The sequence below is a fragment of the Sphingomonas pokkalii genome (assembly GCF_003096275.1).
GTDB lineage: Bacteria > Pseudomonadota > Alphaproteobacteria > Sphingomonadales > Sphingomonadaceae > Sphingomonas > Sphingomonas pokkalii.
In genome coordinates, this window is sequence record NZ_QENQ01000001.1 from 2087922 (window position 1) to 2110376 (window position 22455).

The 22455-nt window shown below is 67.2% G+C and carries 16 protein-coding genes; 11 read left to right on the forward strand and 5 right to left on the reverse strand.

Features of this window, described 5'->3' with window-relative positions:
- Positions 1-44 precede the first annotated feature (44 nt).
- On the reverse strand, positions 45-1199 hold the full coding sequence (locus DD559_RS09345) for an endo-1,4-beta-xylanase (protein ID WP_116468929.1): 1155 nt from the start codon (positions 1197-1199) through the stop codon (positions 45-47).
- A gap of 118 nt (positions 1200-1317) precedes the next feature.
- Between DD559_RS09345 and DD559_RS09350 the strand changes: the two genes are divergently transcribed.
- From DD559_RS09350 to DD559_RS09375, 6 genes are all read left to right on the forward strand, one after another.
- Complete coding sequence (locus DD559_RS09350) at positions 1318-3474, forward strand: alpha-glucuronidase family glycosyl hydrolase (RefSeq protein WP_240610195.1); 2157 nt, start codon at positions 1318-1320, stop codon at positions 3472-3474.
- 17 nt (positions 3475-3491) lie between these two features.
- Positions 3492-5288 (forward strand): glycoside hydrolase family 9 protein, encoded by a 1797-nt coding sequence (locus tag DD559_RS09355; RefSeq protein WP_116468931.1) that lies wholly within the window; start codon positions 3492-3494, stop codon positions 5286-5288.
- A 72-nt stretch (positions 5289-5360) separates the two neighbouring features.
- Complete coding sequence (locus DD559_RS09360) at positions 5361-6701, forward strand: chloride channel protein (RefSeq protein ID WP_116468932.1); 1341 nt, start codon at positions 5361-5363, stop codon at positions 6699-6701.
- A gap of 48 nt (positions 6702-6749) precedes the next feature.
- Positions 6750-7493, forward strand: coding sequence for a trehalose-phosphatase (gene otsB / locus DD559_RS09365; protein WP_116468933.1), 744 nt, complete (start codon positions 6750-6752; stop codon positions 7491-7493).
- Positions 7490-9283, forward strand: coding sequence for a glycoside hydrolase family 15 protein (locus tag DD559_RS09370; protein ID WP_116468934.1), 1794 nt, complete (start codon positions 7490-7492; stop codon positions 9281-9283). Before otsB ends, DD559_RS09370 begins: the two co-directional genes overlap by 4 nt.
- The gene (locus DD559_RS09375; protein WP_116468935.1) at positions 9280-10689 is read left to right on the forward strand and encodes an alpha,alpha-trehalose-phosphate synthase (UDP-forming); all 1410 of its coding nucleotides are present in this window, start codon (positions 9280-9282) and stop codon (positions 10687-10689) included. Before DD559_RS09370 ends, DD559_RS09375 begins: the two co-directional genes overlap by 4 nt.
- A 114-nt stretch (positions 10690-10803) precedes the next feature.
- On the opposite strand, the gene DD559_RS09380 is transcribed toward DD559_RS09375, so the two are convergent.
- The 4 genes from DD559_RS09380 to DD559_RS09395 all read right to left on the reverse strand — a co-directional run bounded on the left by DD559_RS09380 (position 10804) and on the right by DD559_RS09395 (position 15262).
- Positions 10804-11886: a mechanosensitive ion channel family protein gene (locus DD559_RS09380; RefSeq protein ID WP_116468936.1), complete on the reverse strand. Its 1083-nt coding sequence runs from the start codon at positions 11884-11886 to the stop codon at positions 10804-10806.
- A 489-nt stretch (positions 11887-12375) separates the two neighbouring features.
- Positions 12376-12492: a cytochrome bd-I oxidase subunit CydX gene (gene cydX, locus DD559_RS09385; RefSeq protein ID WP_116468937.1), complete on the reverse strand. Its 117-nt coding sequence runs from the start codon at positions 12490-12492 to the stop codon at positions 12376-12378.
- A gap of 13 nt (positions 12493-12505) precedes the next feature.
- The gene (gene cydB, locus DD559_RS09390) at positions 12506-13651 is read right to left on the reverse strand and encodes a cytochrome d ubiquinol oxidase subunit II (RefSeq protein ID WP_116468938.1); all 1146 of its coding nucleotides are present in this window, start codon (positions 13649-13651) and stop codon (positions 12506-12508) included.
- A 21-nt stretch (positions 13652-13672) separates the two neighbouring features.
- Positions 13673-15262: a cytochrome ubiquinol oxidase subunit I gene (locus DD559_RS09395; protein ID WP_116468939.1), complete on the reverse strand. Its 1590-nt coding sequence runs from the start codon at positions 15260-15262 to the stop codon at positions 13673-13675.
- Between the two features lie 118 nt (positions 15263-15380).
- On the opposite strand from DD559_RS09395, the gene DD559_RS09400 reads away from it, so the two are divergent.
- The 5 genes from DD559_RS09400 to DD559_RS09420 all read left to right on the forward strand — a co-directional run bounded on the left by DD559_RS09400 (position 15381) and on the right by DD559_RS09420 (position 22449).
- Positions 15381-17096: an ABC transporter ATP-binding protein/permease gene (locus DD559_RS09400; RefSeq protein ID WP_116468940.1), complete on the forward strand. Its 1716-nt coding sequence runs from the start codon at positions 15381-15383 to the stop codon at positions 17094-17096.
- Positions 17093-18673 carry an ATP-binding cassette domain-containing protein gene (locus DD559_RS09405; RefSeq protein ID WP_116468941.1) on the forward strand — a complete coding sequence of 527 codons (1581 nt, stop codon included), beginning with the start codon at positions 17093-17095 and terminating at the stop codon, positions 18671-18673. Before DD559_RS09400 ends, DD559_RS09405 begins: the two co-directional genes overlap by 4 nt.
- Positions 18674-18713: 40 nt before the next feature.
- A complete protein-coding gene (locus DD559_RS09410; protein WP_116468942.1) occupies positions 18714-19076 on the forward strand; it encodes a hypothetical protein in 363 nt (120 codons plus the stop codon).
- A 77-nt stretch (positions 19077-19153) separates the two neighbouring features.
- Positions 19154-21157 carry a TonB-dependent receptor gene (locus tag DD559_RS09415; protein WP_116468943.1) on the forward strand — a complete coding sequence of 668 codons (2004 nt, stop codon included), beginning with the start codon at positions 19154-19156 and terminating at the stop codon, positions 21155-21157.
- Between the two features lie 80 nt (positions 21158-21237).
- The gene (locus DD559_RS09420; RefSeq protein ID WP_116468944.1) at positions 21238-22449 is read left to right on the forward strand and encodes an ATP-binding protein; all 1212 of its coding nucleotides are present in this window, start codon (positions 21238-21240) and stop codon (positions 22447-22449) included.
- The last annotated feature ends 6 nt before the right edge of the window (positions 22450-22455 follow it).

Below are 22455 nucleotides of genomic sequence, written 5' to 3' on the forward strand. Positions count from 1 at the left end.
CTCCCATCTATAGACGCCGAATATGAACGGGAGCGTGCCGGAAATCAGGCCCGCGCCGCCGCCTTCATCAGCTTCCTGGCAATCATGTCGCGCAGCGGCTTGGGGCGAAACCGGGTGTCGTACGGCGTCACCCGTGTTCCCGTCCCATCGCGGCGCGGCTTGAAGCCGTTCAGCCAGCTATACTTGTCACACATGCCCCAGGCGAGCACATCGCGTAGTTGCGGATAGCCAAGCAAGATGTCCAGATAAATACCGGCATATTCTGCAACGATCCGGTCGCGCGTAGCAAAGTCCGTCGGTAGTTGCTGATCGGCAACATCGAACTCGGTGATCAGCAGATCATAGCCCATCGCGGTCACCGAATCGAGAAACGCGCGCCACGGCTTTTCCTGTCGCGCCGCCATTTGCCCCGGCGTCCCCTCGCCCAGCGGCTCGATATGCGATTGCACGCCCAGCGCGTCCACCGGCACGCCGCGCTTGCGAAACCCTTCGAGCAGTCGGAGCACGCCCGCGCGGTGCGCCTCGTTGCCGGGCTCCCAGCTCATATAGTCGTTATATACCAGCTGCGCGTGCGGCGCGGCGGCACGTGCGGTCTGAAACGCCCGATCCAGCATCGGTTCGGTGCCGCCAAAGGCGCGGGACAGGCTGGTATCGCGGAGCGCCCCGGTCTTCTCGTCCACCGTTTCGTTCACCACGTCATAGCTACCGATACGGGTGCCATACCGGCCGCAGACCGTGCGGATATGCGTATCCAGCACGCGCTCCGCTTCCCGCCGCGGCGTCGCACCGAAATCATATCCGTTCAGCCAGCGCGGGAAGTACTGCGTCTTGTGCCACAACAGGGTATGGCCGCGCATCGCCATGTGGTGCGCCTCCGCCCAATCGAGCATCGCATCGAACTGGGCGAAGTCGAAGCGATCGGCGCTGGGGCGCAGCGCCTGCCACTTCATCTGATTCTCCGCCACCAGGATCCCGCAATCGCGCTGGAGCAGAGCGGCATAGGCCGGATTGGCGAAGCTGCCGGCATCGGCATCCGGCGGGCTCCATGCAAAGGCCGATCCGAAGCGCATTCCCCGCCGACCCGCGATCGTGTTCAGGCCGGGAATTGCACTGCTCGCCCGGGCGCTGATCGGCATCGCCGCCGCAACCGCCATGGCGCCCCCCAGAATCCCTCGCCGCGTCGCCCGATTCGCGATCATCACCCTCTCCTGTACCGCGTGCATGGTTCTGCACCGCCTCCTTGGTAGCGGTACCACGTGGAGACTGCTACAGCCTTCTCAACGGCGGCAAAGAATCGCGCGTCAGGAGAGTGAAGCCGTGTGGCGTTCTATACGATCGATTATCGCAGTCCTGCTTGCCCTGATCTTTGCGGCGCCAGGCCATGCCGAAACCGGCTATGACCTCTGGCTGCGCTATGCGCCGCTCGCGCCGAGCCAGGCGCAGCGTTATGCCCCCCATTTCCGCTATCTCGTCGCCGATACCACGCGCCCCACCCTTGCCGCCGCCGTGCAGGAACTCGATCGCGGCCTGGGCAGGATGCTCGGATCGCCGCCTGCCCATGCCGGCGCCGTGCAGGGAAATGGCGGCATCGTATTGGCCACCGCCGATTCGCCGCTATTGAGCGGGCTGGATCTGCCGCTCGCACCGCTCGGCCGGGAAGGCTTTCTGATCCGCTCGGTCGCAATGCCGGGCGGGCGGGTGATTCTGGTTGCGGGCAACAGCGATGCCGGCGTGCTCTACGGCACGTTCCGCCTGCTCCGCCTGCTTCAACTCCAGCAGCCGATCGACGCGCTGGCCGTTGCCGATGCGCCCAAATTGCAGCTGCGGGTGCTGGATCATTGGGACAATCTCGATCGCTATGTCGAGCGCGGCTATGCGGGCCAGTCGCTATGGGACTGGCAGAAGCTGCCCGGCTACACGGATCCTCGCTATACCGATTACGCCCGCGCCAATGCCTCGATCGGCATCAACGCGACGGTGCTCAACAACGTCAACGCCAACGCCGATATCCTGACGGCACCCTATCTCCAGAAGGTGAAGGCGCTGGCGGGGGTATTTCGCCCCTATGGCATCCGCGTCTATCTCACCGCCCGCTTCTCCGCGCCGATCGAGATCGGCGGGCTGAAGACGGCCGATCCGCTCGATCCGGCGGTCCGCGCCTGGTGGAAGGCCAAGGCGGACGAAATCTATGCCGTGATCCCCGATTTCGGCGGCTTCTTGGTCAAGGCCAATTCGGAAGGCCAGCCCGGCCCGTCCGACTACAAGCGCAGCCACGCGGACGGCGCCAACATGCTGGCCGATGCCCTCGCCCCCCATGGCGGCGTGGTGATGTGGCGGGCCTTTGTCTATTCCGAGCATAACGATGCCGATCGCCACAAACAGGCGAGCGAGGAATTCGTACCGCTCGACGGCAAGTTCCGCGACAACGTCCTGCTCCAGGTGAAGAACGGCGCAATCGACTTCCAGCCGCGCGAGCCCTTCCACCCGCTGTTCGGTGCGATGCCGAAGACGCCGCTGATGCTGGAGGTGCAGATCACCAAGGAGTATCTCGGCTTCGCCACGCACCTCGCTTATCTGGGGACGATGTGGGAGGAGGTGCTGGAAAGCGACACCTTCCGCCCGCGCGCGGGCAGCACCGTCGCCAAGGTGCTGGAAACGCCGGTGGCACCCAGGGCGCTCACCGGCATGGCGGGCGTCGCCAATATCGGCACCGACATCAACTGGAGCGGATCGCAGTTCGATCAGGCGAACTGGTATGCCTATGGCCGGCTCGCCTGGGATCCGGACGCCCGCGCCGTGGACATCGCGCGCGACTGGGCGCGGCTCACCTGGAGCGCCGATTCCGCCATCGCCGATCCGATCGTGGCGATGATGATGGAATCGCGCGAGGCGGTGGTGAATTACATGACGCCGCTGGGGCTCGGCCATCTGATGGCGACCGGGCACCATTATGGCCCCGCCCCTTGGGTATCTGACCTCGCCCGGCCCGAATGGAACCCGGCCTATTATCACCGCGCCGATGCAAACGGGATCGGCTTCGATCGCACGCCCACCGGCACCAATGCGCTCGGCCAATATGCGCCGGAAGTGGCGAAACGCTGGGGCGACCTGAAGACAGTGCCGGATCGGCTGCTGCTATGGTTCCACCACGTCCCCTGGGACTATCGGATGCGCTCGGGCGGAACGCTTTGGGACAGGCTGGTAGCCCAATATGATGCCGGCATCACCACCGTCGAGGATATGCAACGCCGCTGGTCCACGCTGGACGGCAAGATCGATGCGCGGCGCTGGGCAGAGGTGCGCGACTTCCTCGCCATCCAACGCCAGGAAGCGCAGTGGTGGCGCGATGCCTCGATCGCCTATTGGCAATCTGTTTCGCATCGGCCGCTGCCCGCCGGCCATCTGCCCCCCCCGCACCCGCTGGGCTATTATCAGGCCATCCGTACGCCACACGCACCGGGCAACGGAAAATAGGGAAAAGGGGAAGGACGATGCCAAGGAAGACAGGATGGCTGTTCGCCGCGCTGCTCGCGGCAAGCCCGGCGACCGCGCAACAACAGCCGACCATCGACCTCAACCAGGTCGGCTTCGAACCGGGGGACGTGAAGCTGGCGATTCTCCGCAGCGGGGGCACGACGGCTCTCCCCTGGCTCCTGCTGGATGCGGATGGCAACGCTGTCGGACGCGGCGAGACCTTCGTCTATGGACCGGATGCCAGTTCGGGCGTGGTCGTGCAGCGGATCGATTTCTCCGGCTTCCGTCGCGCCGGTCGCGGCTATCGCCTGTCGGTTGCCGGGGTGACGAGCGATCCCTTCGCGATCGCCGCGGGCCTGTATCGGCCGCTGGCACGCGATGCCGCCAACTTCTTCTACCAGCAACGCGCCGGCGTTCCGATCGACGCGCGCAATGCGGGGGCAGCCTGGGCGCGCCCGGCAGGCCATCCATCGGAAGTCGCCCCCTGTTTCGCCGGCAAGGACGAACGCGGCACGGCATGGCCGGGGTGCGGCTATCGCCTGGATGTGACCGGCGGCTGGTATGATGCCGGCGATCACGGCAAATATGTCGTCAACGGCGGAATCGCCCTTTGGACGCTGCTCAACGCCTATGAACGACGGCCGTCCGCCTTCCCGGACGGTTCGCTGCGCATTCCGGAATCCGGCAATGGCGTGAGCGACCTGCTCGACGAAGCGCGGTGGGAGATGGAATTCCTGCTGCGGATGCAGATCCCCGATGGCGTACGGACGCGGCTACCGGTCGGGCCGCTCGCCGGCAGGCAGCTTCCGCCCGTAACGGAAATCGATGCCAGCGGGATGGCGCACCAGAAGGTGGCGGACCGCAACTGGACGACGCTGCCGACACCGCCGCAACAGGATCGCGAGGAACGGCTGCTCTATCCCCCGACCACCGGGGCGACGCTGAATCTGGCCGCGACTGCGGCGCAGTGCGCCCGGCTATGGCGCGGGATCGACGATGCCTTTGCGGCCCGCTGCCTGTCCGCCGCGCGGCGCGCCTGGTCCGCAGCGCAGCGCAACCCGCAGGTGTATGCGACGAACAGCTTCACCGGCAGCGGCGGCTATGGCGATGGGAGCCTGAGCGACGAAGTCTATTGGGCGGCCGCCGAACTCTACGCCACGACTGGCGAGGAAGCCTTCCGTACCGCAGTGACGGCCTCTCCCCATTTCGAGGCGGCGGTGCGGGCACCGGGCTGGAGCTTCACCGCCCCGCTCGGCACGATCACGTTGGCGACGGTGAAGAACGCCCTGCCCGCGCCCGAGGTCCAGCGTCTGCGCGCCGCACTGATCGCCGGGGCGGACCGCATCCTCGCCGAGCGGCGCGAAAACGGCTATGCCATTCCTTATCGGGCGAGTGGCTATCCCTGGGGATCCAACGGCGATCTGCTCAACCAGGCGATGCTGCTCGGCGTGGCGCACGACCTGACCGGGGACGCGAAATATCGGGCAGGCGTGGTTTCCGCGATCGATTATGTGCTCGGCCGCAATCCGCTCGGCCAATCCTATGTCAGCGGCTATGGCGCGCGGCCGCTGCGCAACCCGCATCACCGCTTCTGGGCGCACGCGCTCGATCCGAAGCTGCCCGGCCCGCCACCCGGCGTACTTTCCGGCGGACCGAACGATACCGCGATGGTCGATCCGGTGGCGGCGAAGCTGAAGGGCCGCTGCGCACCGCAAGCCTGTTGGGCGGACGATATCCACGCCTATGCGCTCAACGAAGTCGCGATCAATTGGAACGCCCCGCTCTTCTGGGTCGCCGCCTGGCTGGACGACTGACGCGCAATTACCGTCCTGACATTTACGCGCGGAACGGTAAGGAGGGCGGCGGGGGCGCGGCCGAGGAAGACAATGGACCATCACCGCAATGCGCGCCGCGTGCGCGCGATCGTGCGCCGGCACGGGCCGACCGCGCCGCTCTGGCGCCGTCGGGTCGCCTTCCTGGGCGGTGCGATCGTCATCGGCCTCGTCGCCTTCGCCTTTGCCGAGGCTGCAGACTGGGCCGCGCGCCGCTTTTCGATGCTGGAGCGGGCCTGGTGGTGGCTCCCCCTCCTCCTCACCCCTGCCGGCTTCGCACTGTTCGCCTGGGCGACCCGCCGCTTCGCCCCCGATGCCGTCGGCTCGGGCATCCCGCAGGTGATGGCGGCAACCCGCGATCCGGATGCTGCGATGACCAGCCTCACCTCCGCGAAGACCGTGGTGCTGAAGCTCATCCTCACCATCGGCGCGGTGCTGGCCGGCGCCTCCACCGGCCGCGAGGGGCCGACCGTGCAGGTCGCCGCCTCGATCATGGGCTATGCCCACCGGCTCGCCCGCGTGCCGATCCGCGCCTCGGTGTTCATCGCGGGCGGCGCAGCGGGCGTGGCTGCCGCGTTCAACACCCCGCTCGCAGGCGTTGCCTTCGCGATCGAGGAACTCGCCGCCGCCTATGAGCAGCGCATGGCCGTATTGGTAATGGCCGCAGTGCTGATCGCCGGCATGACCAGCCTCGGCATTGCCGGCGACTATGTCTATTTCGGCGCGATGCGCGATACGCTGCCGCTGCGCCAGGCGATCCTGGCCGCGCCGATCGCGGGGGTGGTCGGCGGCCTTGCCGGGGGGCTGTTCTCCCGGCTGATGCTGGCGACCGGCGGGTCGAACTGGCCGCCGCTCGTCGCCGTCCGCCGCCACAAGCTCGCCTTTGCCGCGGCCTGCGGGCTGGTGGTGGCCGTGCTGGGCGTGACGACCGGGCTGACCTGGGGCACCGGCTATGACGCGGCGCGCAGCGCGATCACCAACGGCGCCATTCCCTGGTGGTACGCGCCTGCCAAGTTCGCCTCGACGCTCGCCACCGCCGTGGCCGGCATTCCCGGCGGCATCTTCGCGCCGTCTTTGTCGGTCGGCGCAGGTGTCGGCGACCTCGTGCGCCCGATGTTCCCCACTGCCCCCGGCGGGACGATCGTGCTGCTGGGCATGGTCGCCTATTTCACGGGCGTGGTCCGCGCACCGCTGACCGCGGTGATCATCATCGCCGAGACGACCGCCAGCCGCGGCCTGATGCTGCCGCTGCTCGCCGCCGCGCTGATCGCCGACTTCACCGCACAGCTGATCTGCAAGGAACGGCTGTATCACGGCCTGTCGCTGCGCTTCGGCACAACGCAGGTGCAGCATGAATCCGATGAAAGGGGGAACGGATCGGTCCCGCGCGCGTAACGATCCCATGGAAGGCGCCCGTTTCCCCGCGCCCCGATGAGGAGTTGCATGCCTGTTCTGATGCCGCCGCCCGCGGACTTGCTCGATTCCGCCAGTCTGTTCCTCGATTTCGACGGCACGCTGGTCGAACTGGCCGAAACCCCCGACGGCGTCGTCGTCGACACGGCGTTGATCCGCCTGATCCGCGCGCTGGAGGCGAAGCTCGACGGCCGGCTCGCGCTGGTCAGCGGCCGGCCGGCCGAGGATCTCGCCGCGAAGTTCGGCGATTCGCCGCCCGCCGTGGTCGGCAGCCACGGCATGGAGTTTCGCTGGTCCGCAGCCCGTCGCGAAGGCGTCGAGCGCCCAGAAGGACTGGTGGAAGCACTCGCCGCAATGCAGGCCTTCGCCGCCGAACGCCCGGGCGTGGTGCTGGAAGACAAGCCGCTCGGCGCCGCTGTGCACTACCGGCAAAACCCCGAACACGAAGCCGATGCGATCACCCTCGGCGAGCAGCTGGCTAGCCGCTACGGCCTGTATCTCCAGCACGGCAAGATGATGGTCGAGGTGCGCAGCCCGGGGGGCGACAAGGGCAGCGCGATCCGCACGCTGATGGCCGACTCTCGCTTCGCCGCCGGCCGCCCGGTGTTCCTGGGCGACGACGTCACCGACGAGCCCGGCTTCTCGGCGGTCGCGGCGCTGGGCGGCGCGGGGGTGCTGGTCGGCGCCCCCCGCCCCACCGATGCCCGCTACCGGATCGACGACGTGGCAACCGTCCTCGCCTGGCTCGCCGCCGCCGCCGGAGTAGATGCATGACCAATCTCGATCTCTGGCCGATCGGCAATTGCCAGGTCAGCGCGCTGATCGACCGCACCGGCCGCTTTGTCTGGGGCTGCGTGCCCCGCGTCGACGGCGATCCGCTCTTCTCGGCGCTGGTCGGCGGCGACGAGCCCGAGGCTGGCTATTGGGAGATCGCCCTCGAAGGTGTCGTCTCGGTCGAGCAGCGCTATCTGCGCAACGCGCCGATCCTGGTCAGCCGCCATACCGACGCGGCGGGCAACGCGATCGAAGTCACCGATTTCTGCCCCCGCTTCCAGCGGCTCGGCCGCGTCTATCGCCCGGTCGCCTTTGCGCGCATCGTAAAGCCCGTGGCGGGCAGCCCGCGCATCCGGGTGAAGCTGCGCCCCACCTGCGGCTGGGGCAAGGGCTGCAAGACCCGCATCGGCGGCTCCAACCACCTGCGCTATCTCGTCGAGCCGATGACGCTGCGCCTCACCACCACCGCCCCGGTCGGCATGGTGGAGGAGGAGCGCGTGTTCCGCGTCGAGAAGCCGCTGCATTTCTTCCTCGGCCCCGACGAGAGCTTCAGCGGCGACGTCGCCGAGACGGTCGACGACATGCTGCTCAACAGCCTCGCCGAATGGCAGCACTGGGTCCGCGGCCTCGCCATCCCGCTCGAATGGCAGGAAGTGGTGATCCGCTCCGCCATCACCCTCAAGCTCTGCCAGCACGAGGAAACCGGCGCGATCGTGGCGGCGCTCACCACCTCGATCCCGGAACATGCCGGCTCGCAGCGCAACTGGGACTATCGCTACTGCTGGATCCGCGACGCCTATTACACGGTGCAGGCGCTGAACCGGCTGGGCGCACTCGACGTGCTGGAGACCTATCTCGGATACTTGCGCAACATCGTCGACGATGCCCGTGCCGAGCCGCGCGGCGGGCATATCCAGCCGCTCTACGGCGTGCTCGGCGAAGCGACGCTGGAGGAGCGCGAAGCGCCCGACCTTGCCGGCTATCGCGGCATGGGGCCGGTCCGCGTCGGCAACCAGGCCTATGAGCAGGTCCAGCACGACGCCTATGGCCAGATCGTCCTTTCCAACGTCCAGGCGTTCTTCGACCAGCGGCTGTACCGCATCGCGGGCATCGAGGATTTCGAGGCGCTGGAGCGCGTCGGCGAACGCGCCTGGCAATATCACGACTCCCCCGATGCCGGGCTTTGGGAGCTGCGCACCCGCCAGAGCGTCCATACCTATTCGGTGGCGATGTGCTGGGCGGCGTGCGACCGGCTCGCCAATGCCGCGCATGTGCTGGGCCTCGAGGAGCGCCGCGCCTTCTGGCAGCACCGCGCCGACACGATCCGCGCGACGGTCTTCGACAAGGCCTGGCGCGAGGAGACCAATCGCTTCTCCGCCACCTTCTCGGGCGACGATCTCGACGCCAGCCTGCTCCAGCTGCTGGAGATGCGCTTCCTGGCGCCGGACGATCCCCGCTTCACCGACACGCTGGCGGCGGTGGAAGCCGGGCTGCGGCGCGGATCGACGATGCTGCGCTACGATACCGAAGATGATTTCGGTCTGCCTGAAACCGCGTTCAACTTCTGCACGTTCTGGCTGATCGAAGCGCTGCACATCACCGGCCGTACCGAGGAAGCGCGCGCCTTGTTCGAGGAGATGCTCACCCGGCGCACCGCCGCCGGCCTGCTTTCCGAGGATATCGACCCCGTCACCGGGGAATTGTGGGGCAATTATCCCCAGACCTACTCGCTGGTCGGCATGATCAACTGTGCCGTCCTGTTGAGCAAGCCCTGGAGTTCGATCCGTTGAGCCGCCTCATTGTCATCTCGAACCGCGTCACCGCACCCAATGGCTCCAATTCGGGCGCGCAGGGCGGCCTCGCCGTCGCGCTCGCGGCGGCGCTTCGCGAAAATGGCGGCATCTGGTTCGGCTGGTCGGGCGAACAGACCGACCAGTTCACCGGCCAGATCAGCATGCAGCGCAGCGAGGGCGTCACCACCGCCACCGTCGACCTGGAAGAGCAGGATATCGACGAATATTATAACGGCTATGCGAACCGCACGCTGTGGCCGCTGTTCCATTACCGGATCGACCTCGCCGAATATGAGCGCGGCTTTGCCGGCGGCTATCAGCGCGTCAACGAACGCTTTGCGGAGACCGTACGCCCGCTGATCGAACCGGACGACGTGATCTGGGTGCAGGACTATCACATGTTCCCGCTCGGCCAGGAGCTGCGCCGCCGGGGTTGCCGCAACCGCATCGGCTTCTTCCTCCACATCCCCTGGCCGCCACGCCGCCTGCTCTCCAGCCTGCCCAAGGCGCACGAGCTGATCGAGACGCTGTTCGCCTATGACGTGATCGGCTTCCACACCCAGGAATGGATGGAGAGCTTCATCGACTTCGCCCGCGCCGAGATGGAAGCGGTGGTCCAGCCCGACGGCGTGCTGCGCATCGGCCTGAAGAGCGTGAAGCTGGTCGCCTGCCCGATCGGGATCGACGCCAAGGAATTCGCGGCGCTGGCCGAAAGCGACGCCGCGCGCGAAACCTATCAGCAGATGCGCACCAGCGCGGTCGGCCGTTCGCTGATCGTCGGCGTCGACCGGCTCGATTATTCGAAAGGGCTGGAAGAGCGATTCCTAGGCTATGAACGCTTCCTCACCACCTACCCCGAGCAGCGCAAGGAAGTGTTCCTGCTCCAGATCGCGCCGCCCTCCCGCGCGAGCGTGGAAACCTACCAGCGCATCCGCAACACGCTGGAAGGGCTGTCGGGCAAGATCAACGGCGCCCATGCCGATCTCGATTGGGTGCCGCTGCGCTACGTCAACCAGGGCTATCCTCGCGACGTGCTGGCGGGCGTGTACCGCGCCGCCAGGATCGGCCTCGTCACCCCCTTGCGCGACGGCATGAACCTCGTCGCGAAGGAATATATCGCCGCGCAGGATCCCAAGGATCCGGGCGTACTGATCCTCTCCAAATTCGCCGGCGCGGCCGCACAGATGGAGCAGGCGCTGCTGGTGAACCCCTATAGCGCAGAGGAAGTCTCCGACGCGATCTGCCAGGCGCTCAATATGCCGCTGGGGGAGCGGATCGCGCGCTGGCAGGCGCTGAAGGCGGGCGTCGACGAGCAGGACGTGATGTGGTGGCTCAAGAAGTTCACCGACGAGCTCAGGAACGTGCCGATGGAGACGGAGACCCGCCTTCCGGTCGAGGCGTAGTCCTAAGCCTCATCCCGTCATCCCGGCGAAAGCCGGGATCCATTGGGGGCTCCCGTCAAGGCGCTTGCTGCGGCCGAGCGGCGACTGATCGCGGCTTCCGCCGGGATGACGGCCCTAGGATAAGGGGTCGCTCTCCACACGCGGCGGCGTAAACTCCAGCAGCCCGCGGGTACGGACCAGCGCCTCGGGCATCTCTTCGCGGATATAGGCGAGCAGCCCCTCGCGAATGTCGCAGCGCAGGTCGAAGGCGGTGGAGGCGTCCTTGGCGGTCATCAGCCCGCGCACTTCGATCGCCTCGGGCTTGGTGTCGGTCACCTGCAGGTTGCAGAAGCGGCCGTCCCAGCGCGGATTGGCCTTGACCAGTTCCTCCAGCTTGGCGCGCAGCCGGGGGATGTCGGCGGCGGGATCGAGATACCAGAACACGCTGCCGAGCAACTGGCTGGTCTCCCGCGTCCAGTTCTGGAAGCTCTTCTCGAGGAACTGCGACACCGGCACCACCAGCCGGCGATCGTCCCAGATGCGCACCACGACATAGGTCAGGCGGATATCCTCGATCCGCCCCCACTCGCCTTCCACGATCACCACGTCGTCCAGCCGGATCGGCTCGGAAAACGCCATCTGCACGCCGGCGATCAGGTTCTTGAGCGCCGGCTGGGCGGCGGCACCCACCGCCAGCGCGGCAAGGCCGGCCGAAGCGATCAGCGTCACACCGATGCTGCGCACGCTGGGGATGCTCATCAGCATCAGGCAGAAGGTAATCGCCAACACCACGAACACGATGATGCGATGGAGGATCGAAGCGCGCGTCCGCCGGCGACGGGCACGCAGATTATCGGCCACGCTCACATCCGCGCGCAGCAGCACCCAATCGAACAACACGCCCAGCAGCGCCACCAGCATCCAGCCGATCAAACCCGGCACCAGCAGGCCCGCCGCCTGCGTCCAGGCCTTGGTGCCGCTTGCACCAAGGTCGAGGCCGGGCTGCACGAACGAAAGCGCGATCGCCAGCAGCAACCACCGCGCCGGACGATGCAGCCGCCGGATGACGATGTCGTCCAACTGCCCCTTGCTATGGGCTGCGGCGCGCCGGCCGATGGCGAACGCAAACCGGTGGACCAGCAGGGCGATGGTGATGGCGACGGCGATCAACGCGGTGCTCGTCACCCAGCCGGGAAGATCGGCGGTCAACCGCTCCAAGACGTTCTCCTCTCACTAGGATGAAAGCCTTCCAACGGGAGCATGGCAGCGTGGGTTCCGTCTCGCCGGAGCTCGCCGGCCGGGTGGCTTGGGGGCCCCCGTATCGATCCATACCCTGATTTCTACGGAATGGCACCGAGGACCAATCCACTACAAATTGGCTGCGAACCAATCGCAATCCAAACGGGAATGGTCGATGACCACGCGACAAAAGGCGCCTCTTTCCAGCCATTTCCGTGAACGCGCGGAACAGGAGCGCGATCGTGCGAGTCGGGCGCCGAACGAACGCCACAAACGACTGCATCTCGAACTTGCCGCCATCTTCGAGCGAAGGGCTGCCGGCGATCCCATGTAACGCGCCAAGACAGCGCGATTCGATCGAAATCGGCGTAAAAAAGGAAAGGGCGAGCGATCCGACATGGGATCGCCCGCCCTTTCGATTCGCAGGAAGGGGGGTACGGCGGGCCCCGCTGTCCCCCTTCGCTTTCTTCAATCGAGAACCGTCAGGTCCGTTGTGGGATCGGAATGGAATTCGTGCCAGATACCGTTCAGCACGGCGACCGCGACGGCCAGGCAGGTTCCCAGGATCCAGGCGAAATACCACATTGGGACTTACTCCTCAGTAGAGGTCCGGGTTGAGCCGCAGCTCTTCCCCGGTGACGCGGCCGAACATCACCTTGTACACCCAGGCGGTGTAGGCCAGCACGATCGGCAGGAAGATCAGCGTGCAGACCAGCATGATGAACAGGGTGAGGTGGCTCGAGGATGCGTTCCAGACGGTCAGGCTGGAGGCGGGATCGATCGAGCTCGGCAGGATGAACGGGAACATCGACAGGCCGACGGTGGCGATGATGCCGACGTTCGCAAGCGACGAACCGGCGAACACCAATGTGCCATTGCGGGCACGAAGGCCGATCAGCGCCAGCACCGGCCCAACGAAACCGAGCGCCGGAGCGAGCAGCATCCAGGGATGCGCCGCGTAGTTGGCCAGCCACGCGCCCGGCGCCTTCACCGCGCCGAGCAGGTGCGGGTTGGACGGGCCATTGGCATCGGCGATGCCGGCCAGGCGATAGCCCATGTCGCCATAGGCGACGAACGCGCCACCCACCGCGAAGAGGACGACCGCGAGGATCGCCGCCACGGTGCCGAAACGCTGTGCACGCTCCACCACCACGCCTTCGGCCTTGAGGCTCAGCCAGCCGGCGCCGTGCAGCACCAGCATCGCGACCGAGAGCAACCCGGCCACCAGGCTGAACGGCGTGAACAGGCCCAGCAGCGTGCCGTCATAGAAGGACCGCAAGTCGCTATCGAGGCGGAAGGGCGCGCCGAGCAGCACGTTGCCCACCGCGACGCCGAACACCAGCGCCGGCACGAACCCGCCGACGAACAGCGCCCAGTCCCAGCGCGAACGCCAACCGGCGTCGGGACGCTTGGACCGGTATTTGAAGCCGACGGGTCGCAGGATCAGCGCCGCCAGCACCAGGAACATCGCGAGGTAGAAACCCGAGAAGCTGACCGCATAGACGAACGGCCAGGCGGCGAAGATGGCGCCGCCTCCCAGGATGAACCAAACCTGGTTGCCTTCCCAGGTCGGGCCGACGGTGTTGATCACCATGCGGCGCTCTTCATCGGTGCGGCCTACGAACGGCAGCAGCGCCGCCGTTCCCAGATCGAAGCCGTCGGTCAGCGCGAAACCGATCAGCAGCACTCCCAGCAGCGCCCACCAGATGAGGCGCAGGATCTCATAATCGAGCGGGATGGACATGTTCTTTCTCCTTGCTCGCGCTCATTCCGCGGGGACGGCGTGGAGCGGCCGCGGCTCAGGTGCGGTCGGCACCGAGTCGTGGCGGGGTTGCCAGGGCTCGTAGGTCTCGGGCCCGTGCTTGATCGCCGCCAGCATCAGCCGGAGCTCGATCACCGCCATCAGGCCGTAGATCGCGGTGAAGCCGATGATCGTGGTCCACAATGCGGGCACGGTGAGGCTGGAGGTGGCGAGGAAGGTGGGCAGCACGCCGTCCACCGCCCAGGGCTGGCGTCCCACTTCGGCGACGATCCAGCCGAACTCGATCGCGAGCCATGGCAGCGGGATGATCCACATCGCCGTGCGCAGGAACCACTTGCGGTGGAACCGGCGGGTGTTGGCGTAGTAGAGCGCCGCCGCGAAGAAGGCGATGAAGAAGAAGCCCAGCCCAGCCATCCCACGGAACAGCCAGAATACCGCCGGCACGTTCGGAACCGTCGACCAGGCGGCCCGATCGATCTGCGCCGGCGTCGCCTGGCGCGGATCCGCGACCCAGCGCTTCAGCAACAGGGCATAGCCCAGATCATTCTTCGCCGTTTCGAACTTGGCGCGCGCGGCGACATTGGTCCGGTCGGTCTTCAGCACCTGCAGCGCATCATAGGCGGTCAGCCCGTTCTCGATCCGCAGCCTGGCCTTGGCGACCAGCGGATAGATGCCTTCCACCTGGCCCGTCAGGCTGCGCGTGCCGATCAGGCCGAGCACATAGGGCACCTTCACCTGGAACAGCGTCTCGCGGCCTGCATTGGACGGGAAGCCGATCACGGTGATGCCCGCGGGCGCCGCTTCGGTGTGCCATTCCGCTTCGATCGCGGCGAGCTTCATCTTCTGGTTGTCGGTCAGCGCATAGCCGCTCTCGTCGCCGAGCACGACGACCGACAGCGATGCCGCCAGCCCGAACGCCGCCGCCACCGCGAAGCTGCGCTTGGCAAGCTCCATGTGCCGCCCGCGGAGCAGGTAATAAGCGGAGACGCCGAGCACGAACACGCTTGCGCAGACATAGCCGGCGCTCACCGTGTGGACGAACTTCGCCTGGGCGACGGGATTGAAGATCACCGCCATGAAGTCGACGACTTCCATGCGCATCGTATCGGCATTGAACACCGCACCGGCGGGGTGCTGCATCCAGCCATTGGCAACGAGGATCCACAGCGCCGAAAGATTGGTGCCGAGTGCCGTCAGGAACGTCACCATCAGGTGCTGACGCTTCGACAGCCTATCCCATCCGAAGAACATCAGTCCAACGAAAGTCGCTTCCAGGAAGAAGGCCATCAAGCCTTCGATCGCCAGGGGCGCACCAAAAATATCGCCCACATAATGCGAATAATAGGACCAGTTTGTCCCGAACTCGAATTCCATCGTCAACCCGGTGGCGACACCGAGTACGAAGTTGATACCAAATAATTTTGCCCAGAAACGGGTGATGTCCCTCCAGATCGGGCGATCGGTGACGACATAGACGCTTTCCGTAATCACGAGGATGAAGGAAAGGCCCAGCGTCAGCGGCACGAACAGGAAGTGGTACATGGCCGTCAGCGCGAATTGCAGGCGCGACAGCTCAACTACTGCCATATCCATAGGTTGTGTCCTCAGCAAAAGCCGGTGATCGCGGCCTAGGCTTTGGGGCGCGAACCGCCTATGCGGATTATCCCCTATTTCCTCCGCACCCTCCGATCGATTGTACAAATTGTCTCATATGACCCTTCAGAAGCAGGCCGGGCTCGCCTGGATCATCGATTTGGGCGGCGCGGCGCTGTTCGCCTGGGGCATCGCCGATGGCGTTGCCGCAGCGGCTGCCGGGCAGCCGGTGCCGGCGACGGCGTTCGCGGCGATGCTGGGCGGCGGGCTGGCGCGTGCTGCCACCGCCTGGGGCGTACCGGTGCTGGCGGTGCGCGGCGCGCAGGCCACGACCACGCCGCTCCGCCGCAGCCTGGTCGAACGGCTGCTCGGCAGCGGCGCCGCGCCGTCCAGCGGGCAATCGGCGGTACTGGCCATCGACCATGTCGCAACGATCGAGGGCTATGAGACGCGCTTCGTCCCCGCCCGGATGGCAGCGGCGGCGGCGCCGCTGGTGGCGATCGGCATCATCGCCTGCGCAAGCCTGGTCGCGGCGGGCATTCTGCTCGGCACGCTGCTTCCCTTCGTCTTCGGCATGATTCTGGCGGGCACGGCGGCCCGGCGCGCCTCCGAACGCCAACTGGAGGCCCTGGGCGAACTGTCCGACCTATTTGTCGATCGCCTTCGCACGCTACCGATCCTCCGCCACTTCGCCGCCGAGGCGCGGATCGCGCGGCAGGTAAGCGCCGCCACTCTTGAAGTTGCGAACCGCACCATCGCTGTGCTGCGCGTCGCTTTCCTGTCGAGCGCGGTGCTCGAATTCTTCTCGGCGCTCGCGGTAGCATTGGTGGCGGTCTATTGCGGATTCAGCCTGCTGGGCCTGCTCCCGTTCCCCGATCCCGAGACGCTCACGCTGCGCGAAGCCTTTTTCGCGCTGGCGATGGCGCCGGAATTCTATCTGCCGATGCGCCGGCTGGCAGCGGCCTATCATGACAAACAGCTCGGCGAAGCCGCGCGCGAGGCGATCGCGGCGGTGCCGGCCCTGCCGACACCGATCGCGGCGCCGGCCATGTTCGCCGGAGTGGAAGCGAAGGATCTGGTGATCGGCTGGCCAGGCCGCACCATCGGTCCGGTCAGCCTGTCGATCGGCACCAGAGGGCTGGTGGCGCTGACCGGCCCCACCGGCAGCGGCAAGACCAGCCTACTCGCCGCGATCGCCGGGCAGATCGCGCCGAGCGGCGGAAGCCTGCACTTGCTGGCCGGCGAGGAAATGGCCGCCCCCGTCCCCCTCTCTGCACGGAATGGGCCGGGGGTGGATACGAGGGCGCAGACCGAGCCACCCTCCTCCCAGCATAAGGCCACGGCCGAGGCATTGAACCCCGAGCGAGACCAGACTCCCCCCATGATCCCCTTCCCTGCACGAAGAGGAGAAGCGGGAGCATCCGTAACCAGCCCCATCGCCTGGGCTGCCCAACACCCGCTGATCCTGCCTGGGACGCTGCGCGACAACCTCGCGCTGGCAGCGCCGCACGCGACCGACGCAACCCTACTCGCAGCGATCGAACGGGTCGGCCTCGGCCCCATGCTCGCCCGGCGCGGCGCAACCCTCGGCCTGCCACTCGATCATCGCGGCTCCGGCCTGTCCGGCGGAGAGCGCCGCCGCCTTGGCCTCGCCCGTGCGTTGCTCGCCGATCGCCCGCTGCTGCTCGCCGACGAACCCACCGCCGATCTCGACGATGCGAGCGCGGCTGCGATCACCGCGCTGCTCCGCACGATCGCCGCCGAGCGCGCGGTGATCGTCGCCACCCATGATCCGCGCCTGATTGCCGCGGCCGATGCCGAGGTGACGCTGTGAACCCCTTCCCCCTTGCAGCCCCCGAGCGCCGCACACTCCGCCAGGCGCTCGCCTGCGCGGCGATTGCCGGCCTCGCCGCGATCCTGCTGCTGGCGCTCTCCGGCTGGTTCCTCACCGGCGCCGCCATTGCCGGAGCGGCCGGCGCCGGCGCCATCGCCGTGTTCAACTATCTCATTCCCAGCGCTGCGATCCGCGGCCTGGCCATACTGCGCACCGCCGGCCGCTACGGCGAGCGGCTGCTGTCGCATCAGGCCGCGCTCACCGCCATGGCCGATCTGCGGGGACGGCTGTTCGGCAAGCTGGCGGCGCAGGATAGCCGCACCGCGCCGGATCTTGCCGGCGGCGACGCCAGCGCCCGGCTGATCGGCGACATCGAGGCGCTGGAAGATCTGATCGTCCGCCGCCCTGGCCGCCCGGCCAGCCTCGTCGCCGCAATCTTCGCGGTCGCGCTGGTCGCGCTCGCCGGCTGGAAGGCGGCGCTGGCGCTGGCGCTGCTGCTGGCGGCATTGCCGCCGCTACTCACCCTCGCCGCCCGCCGCCTCACCACCGGCCCCGCCGCCGAAGCCGCCGAGGCACTGGGCGCGCTGCGCACCGCGTTCGTCGACTATGCCGCTGCCCGGCCCGAGATCATCGCCTATGGTCTCGCCCCGCGAGTGGCGGATACGATCGCGGAGCTCAGCCGCCCGCTCGATCGCGCCCGCGCGGCGCTGGCACGCGGCGACGGCGCGGTGGCGGGGCTGCTCGCCGGCTATGGCGCGGTCACCGCGGCGGTCATCTTCGCGGTTTCCGACGCCAGCGCCCCGATCCGCGCGCTGGCACTGCTCGCCGCCGCCGCCGCGGTGGAAGCGATGGCGGCCTTCGCCCGCACCGCGCTGCGCCAGGCAAGCGTCGCACAGGGCCTCGCCCGCCTCGCCACCCTCGCCGACCTACCGGAGGATCTTGCTCCGCCGGCGCCATCCGACGCTGTCGCCCGGCCGATCGCGCTGGGCAGCCACCAGCTTGCCCCTGGCACCCGCGTTGCGATCACCGGCATCTCGGGCAGCGGCAAAACGCGCCTGATCGAAGCCCTGGCCGGGCTTCGCGCGCCGGTGCATATGTTGGCGCTGGACGGCATCCCGATCGAGCAATGCAGTGCCCATGCGCTACGCAGCCAGTTTGCGCTGGCGCCGCAGGATGCGGTGCTGATCGCAGGTTCGGTTGCGGACAATCTGCGCGTAGCCCGCCCCGGCGTCACCGAAGCGGCGATGCACGCCGCGCTGTACGCCGCCTGCCTGGAAACCACTATCGCCGCGATGCCGGCGGGCCTCGCTACCCAGATTGCCGAATCCGGTGGCACGCTTTCCGGCGGCGAACGCAAGCGGTTGGCGCTGGCCCGCGCATTGCTCGCGGAACGTCCTTGGCTGCTACTCGACGAGCCGAGCGAAGGCCTCGATTCCGCCACCGAAAGCGAATTGGTCGCCCGGATCGATGCCTGGCTGGCCCGCGCCAGCACCGGACTCCTGCTCGTCTCGCACCGGCGCGCGCCGCTGGCCCTCGCGTCGCAGCAGATCGAGATCCGCGATCTTTCGATACAATGATATGTTGCAACATGTGAGGCACTGATCTAGGTCGCCTCGGATGCGCCTGTTTCGCGTGATCGATCCTGTTTCCCGGCTTGTCGCAGCACTGTTCCTGGTGTTCGCGCTGTGCTGGCAGGCGGGCATCGTCCGCGCGCATATACACGAGGTGCCGGGCTTCGCAGCAGCGTCTGCGGTACACCGCGCCAACCATCCCTCCCGCTCGGGGGACGAGGGGCAGGATTGCCCCGTCTGTGCCGAAGAAGCCGCGGCCGGCGTCTACCTCGCCGCCGCCCCCCCGGTTCTGGCGGCACCGATCGAAGCGCCGATCTGGCGGGCGGCGATCGTCGCCGACCCAGCCCCCCGGCTGCTGCGCTCGCATGACTGGCGCAGTCGCGCACCACCCATCCTCCGGACCACCTGATACCAACCCGGCCGAAGGCCGGAACTGCTGCCGCTGCCCGATTTGCGGCCGCTCCCCAGGTTCACGGAGTAATATTCATGCGTACTGCCCTTCTCGCCGGCGCCGCGCTCGTCGCGCTGCTGCCTGCCGCCGCTGCCTTCGCCGCCAATGCGCCCGATCCTCAAGCGAACGACAAGAACACGATCATCGTCACCGCCGCCCCCTATGCGGTGCAGAGCGATGAGGTGCCGACGATCGTCACCCATGTCGATCGCGAACAGATCCTGAAGGCCGGCGGCTCGAGCATCACCGATGCGCTGGCGCAAGAACCGGGAATTTCCGGCACCACCTTCGCCAGCGGTGCCAGCCGCCCCATCATCCGCGGCATGGATGCCACGCGCGTCCGTATTCTGGAGAATGGATCGAGCAGCGCCGATGTTTCCGATATCGGCCCCGATCACGGCATCCCGGTCGATCCCTTCTCGGCACAGAGCATCGAAGTGGTGCGCGGTGCCGGCACGCTGCGCTACGGCAGCCAGGCGATCGGTGGCGTGGTGAACGTGCTCAACAATCGCGTACCGATGGCGCTGCCGAAGGAAGCGCTGTCGGGCGAAGCGGTCGGCAGCTTCGGCACCGTTTCAAACGTCGGTGAAGGCGGTGCACTGGTCGATGCCAAGCTGGGCCAGGTCGCGCTGCACGCGGACGGCTTCTATCGCGATGCCGGCAATTACGACACGCCGCTGGGCACCCAGCAAAACAGCTTCTTCCGCGGCCATGGCGCCTCGATCGGCACGTCCTATTTCTTCGGCGGCGACGATGCGAGCCATATCGGCGTCTCGGTCAGCCAGTATAATTCGAAGTACGGCATCCCCAGCGACACCACCTATATCGACATGCGCCAGACCAAGGTGATGACGCGCGACGTGTTCGCGGTGAACGCCGGGCCTCTCAAGTCGGTCAATCTCGATGCCAGCTATGCCGATTACACGCATGACGAGAAGGAACCGGACGGCACGATCGACACCACGTTCCGCAACAAGGAATTCGACGGCCACCTGGAATTCCTGTTCAACCCGCTCGGGCCGGTGCGCAACTCGGCGCTGGGCTTCGAGGTGCAGAATCGCAAATTCTCGGCGATCGGGCAGGACAGCAGCTATCTGTTCCCCACGACGACGCAGAGCGAAGCCGCCTATCTGTTCACCGAAGTGCCGCTGACGGACATCCTGCACGTTCAAGCCAGCGGGCGGATCGAGCATGTCCGCGTGGACGGCACGCCGGCCTCGAACGTCTTCACCAGCCGTGAGTATACGCCGGTCAGCGGCGCGTTCGGGGCGCTGCTGGATGTCGGCAGCCATGTGAAGCTCGGCCTCACCGGCTCCAGCACCGGCCGCGCGCCGGCGATCACCGAATTGTTCGCCCGCGGCGGGCATGACGGCCCGAACACCTTCGAGACGGGCGATCCGACGCTCAAGATCGAACGCGCCAATTCGATCGAAGCGACGCTGCGCTACGACATGGATCGCTTCCACTTCGACGGCAGCCTCTACTCCACCTGGTTCAACAACTACATCTATGGCGATCTCACCGGCCGCACCTGCTCGGACGACGGCACCTGCGCCGTGGGCGGCAGCGGCGATCTGAGCGAGCTCAACTATCGCCAGCAGGGCGCGCATTTCCGCGGGGCCGAAGGCAAGGCGAGCTATGATCTGCTCCGCGGCCACGATAGCGCACTGCAACTTACCGCGCTGGCAGACTATACCCGCGCGACGCTGGACAATGGCGGCAACGTGCCGCGCATCCCGCCCTATCGCCTGGGCGGCGGCGTGAACTGGACGAGCAGGGTATTCGACGCTGCGGTGCAATTCACCCATGCCGGCCGCCAGGATAAGTTCGGCGCGTTCGACACCGCGACGCCGGGCTACAACACGCTGGGCGCGAACATCGCCTGGCGCCCGTTCAAGGCCTATCCGGGCATCGAGTTCGCGGTCGTCGGCCAGAACCTGACGGACGAGGTGCAGCGCAATGCCGCCGCGCTGAACCGCGACCAGGTGGTGCTGCCCGGCCGCAACGTCCGCTTCGTGGTGAAGGTCGCGACCTTCTGAGCGTTGGGCGGGGGCGCCGCTATGGGGCCCCCGCCGAAATAGAGGCTCGTCTTGGCGCGGCGGAACGCTAGAAGGCGGATATGCTTTCCTCGCCCGCCACCCGGACGATTCTCGCGATCGGCGTCGCGGCGCTTGCCGCGCTGCTGGGGTTCTTCCTCAACGGCGACGCGCAGGCGGCGCTCGTGCTGTTCGTTGGCGCGCTCGCCGCGATCCTGATCGTGGTACTCGGCGGCGATCCGCCCGTCACAGCGCCGCGCGACGATCTCCTCCCCGGCACGCAGGGCACCGCGACCGGCGACGTGATCGAGGCGATCGCCGAACCGGTGCTGGTCGTCGATGCCACCCGCGTCGTCGCCGCCAACGCAGCCTCGCGCGCGTTGCTGGGCGCCCACATCCTCGGCGAGGACGTCCGGCTGGCGATCCGTCACCCCGCCGCTGCCGAGCGCCTGCTCGATCCCGCCGAACAACTGTCCAACGCCCCGATCCACCTCGTCGGCCTCGGCACCCGCGAGCAGCGCTGGGAAATGCGTGTCCATACCCTCGCCAGCGGCGAGCGCGTGGTCCATCTCGTCGATCGCACCGGCAGCTACACTGCGGATCGGATGCGCGTCGATTTCGTCGCCAATGCCAGCCATGAGCTGCGCACCCCCCTCGCCTCGCTGCTCGGCTATGTCGAGACGCTGGCCGACGGCGCCGGCGAGGAGCCGGAAATCCGTGCGCGCTTCCTGAAGATCATGCATGACGAAGCCCGTCGCATGGACCGGCTGATCAGCGACCTGATCTCGCTGAGCCGAATAGAGGCGGACAAATATCGCGCGCCCGCGGAATCGGTGCAACTCGACGAGTTGATCGACCAGGTTTGCCAGGAACTGTCCGGCAGCCCCCGCGCCGCCGATCTGGTGACCGAGATCGAGGCCGTGCACCCCGTGCGCGGTGATCGCACCCAACTGAGCCAGCTGCTCCACAACGTGATCGGCAACGCCATGAAATATGGCCGCCACGGCACCGCGGTCACCGTCTCGCTGCGCAGCGAGGGCGAAGCCATGGTCCGGCTGGCCGTCACCGATCAGGGCGAAGGCATTCCGCCGGAACATATTCCACGCCTCACCGAACGCTTCTACCGCGTCGATTCGGGACGCAGCCGTTCGCTCGGCGGCACCGGCCTCGGCCTCGCCATCGTCAAGCATGTGGTCGAGCGCCACCGCGGCCGGCTCGATATCGCCAGCGCCGTCGGCGTCGGCACCACCGTCACGGTGCGGCTGCCGATCGAGCCAGCTGTCATAAAGTCGTAACGCGAT